This window comes from Pseudomonas agronomica (genome assembly GCF_025917275.1).
Lineage (GTDB): Bacteria > Pseudomonadota > Gammaproteobacteria > Pseudomonadales > Pseudomonadaceae > Aquipseudomonas > Aquipseudomonas agronomica.
On sequence record NZ_JAOSHO010000662.1, the window covers coordinates 1 to 2,317 of the forward strand.

4 protein-coding genes are annotated in these 2,317 nt (G+C 60.2%); 3 read left to right on the top strand and 1 reads right to left on the bottom strand.

The annotated features are described in order from the left end of the window. The coding region (locus OC610_RS25895) for an LpxL/LpxP family acyltransferase (RefSeq protein ID WP_456300309.1) at positions 1–179 on the bottom strand (179 nt) is incomplete at its 3' end. A 118-nt stretch (positions 180–297) separates the two neighbouring features. On the opposite strand from OC610_RS25895, the gene minC reads away from it, so the two are divergent. From minC to minE, 3 genes are all read left to right on the top strand, one after another. After that, positions 298–1,032 carry a septum site-determining protein MinC gene (minC, locus tag OC610_RS25900; RefSeq protein WP_030142350.1) on the top strand — a complete coding sequence of 245 codons (735 nt, stop codon included), beginning with the start codon at positions 298–300 and terminating at the stop codon, positions 1,030–1,032. 201 nt (positions 1,033–1,233) lie between these two features. After that, positions 1,234–2,046 carry a septum site-determining protein MinD gene (gene minD / locus OC610_RS25905; RefSeq protein WP_025214989.1) on the top strand — a complete coding sequence of 271 codons (813 nt, stop codon included), beginning with the start codon at positions 1,234–1,236 and terminating at the stop codon, positions 2,044–2,046. Beyond that, positions 2,046–2,300 (top strand): cell division topological specificity factor MinE, encoded by a 255-nt coding sequence (gene minE / locus OC610_RS25910; RefSeq protein WP_003179111.1) that lies wholly within the window; start codon positions 2,046–2,048, stop codon positions 2,298–2,300. Before minD ends, minE begins: the two co-directional genes overlap by 1 nt. The last annotated feature ends 17 nt before the right edge of the window (positions 2,301–2,317 follow it).

Here is a 2,317-nt window from a genome sequence, read left to right on the forward strand (position 1 = left end):
CGCCTGGCGATGCGCCGCCGGTCGCCGGCCACCCGATACATCAGCGCGCCCAGCGCCCGGCCGATCCGCAACAACAACGGATAGGGCAACTGAACGATCAGCCACAACAGCCCCAGGCCGCACCACAGCAGCCAGAAACGCGGATGAAAAAATGCAGCTCGAAAACGCGGGCGATCCATTACAGCTTCCATTAAGACATGGGCCGCGCATTCTACATTGTTCGACCCGGGTTGCGGCTGACGGGCGATCTCGTTATAAGTCTCGGCACTTTTAGTGACAAGTCGTTGTACGCCGACCATGAGCCAAACCGAACCGCTAGACCAAGATCCCGTGTTCCAGCTGAAGGGCAGCATGCTCGCCATTACGGTGCTGGAACTGGCCCGTAACGACCTGGAAGGTCTTGACCGGCAGTTGGCGGCAAAAGTCGCCCAGGCCCCGAATTTTTTCAGCAATGCCCCGCTGGTGCTGGCGTTGGACAAGCTGCCGGCCGGCGAAGGCTCGGTGGATTTGCCAGGCCTGATGCGCGTTTGCCGCCAGCACGGCCTGCGCACCCTGGCGATCCGCGCCAGCCGTATCGAAGACATCGCCGCCGCCATTGCCGTGGATATTCCGGTGCTGCCACCCTCGGGCGCCCGTGAACGGGTGCTGGAACTGAGCCCGGCCGAACCGAAAAAACCGGAAAAACCACCCGAGCCCACCATCAAGCCCACCCGGGTCATCACCTCGCCGGTGCGCGGCGGACAGCAGATTTATGCCCAGGGTGGCGATCTGGTCGTCGTATCCTCGGTCAGCCCGGGGGCGGAACTTCTGGCCGATGGCAACATCCATGTATACGGCCCGATGCGCGGCCGTGCGCTGGCCGGTGTCAAGGGCGACACCAAGGCAAGGATCTTCTGTCAGCAGTTGAGCGCTGAACTGGTCTCCATCGCCGGGCAATACAAGGTTTCCGAGGATTTGCGGCGCGACCCGTTATGGGGGGCCGGCGTCCAGGTCAGCCTGTCGGGCGACGTGTTGAACATCATTCGGCTTTAACGGATACTGCCGCATTTTCCAAGCATCTCTAAAACCTAGCGAATACGGCTTATACGACGTAGGAAAAAGGATCAGGCAGCGTTTACCGGAGGTAGACCCCGCCCAATCCCCGATTCCAGCCAAGCCTGTCCAATTGCAGCAGTTTTCCAGAGATGTTTTTCAGGGGCTGACAAAGTCCTTTTTCCTTAGGGGTGAAACACCTTGGCCAAGATTCTCGTGGTTACATCCGGCAAGGGTGGTGTGGGTAAGACCACCACCAGCGCCGCTATCGGTACCGGCCTCGCCTTGCGCGGCCACAAAACAGTCATCGTCGACTTCGACGTCGGCCTGCGTAACCTCGACCTGATCATGGGTTGCGAGCGCCGCGTGGTCTATGACTTCGTCAACGTGGTCAATGGCGAAGCGAACCTGCAGCAGGCCCTGATCAAGGACAAGCGCCTTGAGAACCTCTATGTATTGGCTGCCAGCCAGACCCGCGACAAAGACGCGCTGACCCAGGAAGGCGTGGAAAAGGTCCTGATGCAGCTCAAGGAAGACTTCGAGTTCGTGGTCTGCGACTCCCCGGCCGGTATCGAGAAAGGTGCCCACCTGGCCATGTACTTCGCTGACGAAGCGATCGTCGTGACCAACCCGGAAGTCTCCTCGGTCCGTGACTCCGATCGCATGCTGGGCCTCCTGGCGAGCAAATCCCGCCGTGCCGAGCAAGGTGAAGAGCCGATCAAGGAGCACCTGCTGCTGACCCGCTACAACCCGCAACGCGTCAGCGACGGTGAAATGCTTGGCGTCGAAGACGTCAAGGAAATCCTCGCGGTGACCCTGCTGGGCGTGATTCCAGAATCCCAAGCCGTACTCAAGGCCTCGAACTCCGGTGTGCCGGTCATTCTTGACGACCAGAGCGACGCCGGCCAGGCATACAGCGATGCTGTCGATCGCCTGCTGGGCAAAACCGTCGAGCATCGATTCCTCGACGTCACGAAGAAAGGTTTCTTCGAGCGCCTGTTTGGAGGTAGGTAATGAACCTTTTTGACTTCTTTCGTGCCAACAAAAAGCCCAGTACCGCCTCGGTCGCGAAAGAGCGTCTACAGATCATCGTGGCGCACGAACGCGGCCAACGCAGCACGCCCGACTACCTGCCTGCCCTGCAGAAGGAACTGGTCGAGGTGATCCGCAAGTACGTCAACATCGGTAGCGATGACGTGCACGTGGCGCTGGAAAGCCAGGGCAGTTGCTCGATCCTGGAACTCAACATCACCCTGCCGGATCGCTGATCGACCCGGCTGGAGCC

Bases quoted from the DNA above. Each gene is read 5' to 3' on its own strand.
- minE (WP_003179111.1), top strand. From the start codon at position 2,046: ATGAACCTTTTTGACTTCTTTCGTGCCAACAAAAAGCCCAGTACCGCC.
- minC (WP_030142350.1), top strand. From the start codon at position 298: ATGAGCCAAACCGAACCGCTAGACCAAGATCCCGTGTTCCAGCTGAAG.